General features: G+C 68.1%; 4 protein-coding genes and 1 pseudogene. 1 reads left to right on the top strand and 4 read right to left on the bottom strand.

What is annotated here, in order from left to right:
- Positions 1 to 451, bottom strand: a pseudogene (locus tag JCM21793_RS27965) (lytic transglycosylase domain-containing protein); the annotation flags it as partial.
- On the opposite strand from JCM21793_RS27965, the gene JCM21793_RS29615 reads away from it, so the two are divergent.
- On the top strand, positions 369 to 560 hold the full coding sequence (locus tag JCM21793_RS29615) for a hypothetical protein (RefSeq protein ID WP_081784809.1): 192 nt from the start codon (positions 369 to 371) through the stop codon (positions 558 to 560). The pseudogene JCM21793_RS27965 and the gene JCM21793_RS29615 overlap by 83 nt on opposite strands.
- A gap of 161 nt (positions 561 to 721) precedes the next feature.
- Here JCM21793_RS29615 and JCM21793_RS27970 read toward each other — a convergent pair whose 3' ends face one another.
- The 3 genes from JCM21793_RS27970 to JCM21793_RS27975 form a co-directional block, all read right to left on the bottom strand.
- A complete protein-coding gene (locus JCM21793_RS27970) occupies positions 722 to 1,012 on the bottom strand; it encodes a DUF736 domain-containing protein (RefSeq protein WP_051556279.1) in 291 nt (96 codons plus the stop codon).
- A 36-nt stretch (positions 1,013 to 1,048) separates the two neighbouring features.
- Positions 1,049 to 1,594: a S26 family signal peptidase gene (locus tag JCM21793_RS22960; RefSeq protein WP_025031859.1), complete on the bottom strand. Its 546-nt coding sequence runs from the start codon at positions 1,592 to 1,594 to the stop codon at positions 1,049 to 1,051.
- A partial coding sequence (locus JCM21793_RS27975; RefSeq protein ID WP_036541688.1) for a DUF2840 domain-containing protein occupies positions 1,591 to 1,756 on the bottom strand: 166 nt, incomplete at its 5' end. The genes JCM21793_RS22960 and JCM21793_RS27975, both read right to left, overlap by 4 nt.

Genomic DNA, 1,756 nt, shown 5'->3' on the forward strand with positions numbered 1-1,756 from the left:
GCGGCGACATAGGCGCGGGTTTCGGGAGGCAGCGCGCGGCCCGTCGCAAGGTGTTCGTCATAGCGGCCGGGGCCGGCATTGTAGGCCGCGAGCATGGCGGCCACATTGCCGTAGCGATCGAACATTTCGCGCAGATAGGCAGCGCCCGCGAGGATATTGTCGCGCGGGTTGTAAGGGTCGCGGCCGAGTCCATGACGTATGCGCAGCTCCGCCCATGTGTCGGGCATCACTTGCATCAACCCCATTGCTCCGGCCGCGGAAATTGCGCGCACGTCGCCGGCACTTTCCGCGCGCAGCACCGCGACGATCCAGCCTCGGGGATGCCGAAACGCTGCGCGGCTTCCGCAATGTGAGCAGCATGGGGATGGATGCCGACCGGCTGCACCATCGGCGTCGATTGCGCAACCGCCATCGCCGATCCGCTGCCGAGCGACAGCACGCCGGCCGCCAGAAGAACGGCACAACGCAATGCCGCCCTGTCTCCACCACGACGCCAGCCTGCCAGCGTGCTCGCTGCGGTCAAGGGCAAGGCGCAAGCGCCGGCCGGTGGCCGCCCTTGACCTTCGCTGCGCGCGCCGGCCGTCCTACGCCCGAGCGGGACGACGGGATGAGATGGCCTTTCCGCGAACAACGGATGAGGGCTTTGAGCGCGGGGATGACGCAGGAACGCACGGCCTTAGTCCCGCTCGTCGCGCTGCTTGGGGCGGCTCCAGTGCAGCGATCACAATGCGCCAGCATCGTCGTCACGGAACAGGTTGGCGCGGATCGGCTGCGGCAAGGCGGGATCGTCCAGCAGCACGGAAAGGTATTCGCCGGCCTTCTCGCCGGTGCGCTTCCAGGCCGCGCCCACTTCCGGGCCATCGTCGGCACCGTGATGAACACGATAGTCGGGGGCGTTCTCCGCGTCCGCTCCTTCGGCGGGGGTGATTGTGAGTTCGCGGTAGAGGGTGAGCGTGTGGACGCGGCCGACAAAGCCGGATTCCTCGCGGGTGAATTGACCGATCTGGGGCATGGAAAGTCTCCTGTGGTTGGGGGTGGACATGCGGGGTCAGTGCGTCGGCGCGCGCCATTCAAAGCGGCCGTCGCCTTCCTCATCGGTCCAGAGCGGCAGCGCGCGGCCGATGACGGAATTTGCGGGGATGGGTCCGAAGTAACGGCCGTCCAGGCTGTCTCGGACCTCCCAATTCATGAGGAAGATTTCGCCGTCGCCGATGGTGCGGCATCCCTGCCATACGGGCAGATCGCGGCCCATCCGGTCGCGGTCGAGCGCATCGCCCATCTCCACGCCATCGACGGTGATGGTGGATTGCAGGCGGCAAACCTGCTGTCCCGGCAGGCCGAGAACGCGCTTCAACAGCGGGACGCCGCGCCCGACATAGCCGCGCTCGACCATGAATCCGGCAAGCGGTTCGGGCGGCATGACGGCGACCAGCTCCGGCACGTCGAGCGCGTCGGCCGGCTCGACCGTGTAGAAGCCGACCGGCGCGCTGGCCGTGGCGTTCCAGATCAGTTTCGTCGGCGTTTCGACGGTGCTGGCGGCGGCGATGCCGATGACGGCAAGCGCCGTCACCATGAGGATGCGGCGGCGCGTCATGGGTCGATCCTCCGGCGATGGAGCCATGCGGCGTGCCGCTCGGGCGTGTATTCACGCGGGTCGAGACCGGCGGTCAGCCGGTTGTGGACATGCCGCCAATGCTCCGGCGCGGCGTCGGCCGGATCGAGGCCGAGCGCTTCCACCGCGTCGATGGCGACAAGC

Origin of the sequence: Nitratireductor aquibiodomus NL21 = JCM 21793, from assembly GCF_000615975.1 — a bacterium.
Lineage (GTDB): Bacteria > Pseudomonadota > Alphaproteobacteria > Rhizobiales > Rhizobiaceae > Nitratireductor > Nitratireductor aquibiodomus.

Bases quoted from the DNA above. Each gene is read 5' to 3' on its own strand.
- JCM21793_RS29615 (WP_081784809.1), top strand. From the start codon at position 369: ATGCCGACCGGCTGCACCATCGGCGTCGATTGCGCAACCGCCATCGCC.
- JCM21793_RS27970 (WP_051556279.1), bottom strand. From the start codon at position 1,012: ATGCCCCAGATCGGTCAATTCACCCGCGAGGAATCCGGCTTTGTCGGC.
- JCM21793_RS22960 (WP_025031859.1), bottom strand. From the start codon at position 1,594: ATGACGCGCCGCCGCATCCTCATGGTGACGGCGCTTGCCGTCATCGGC.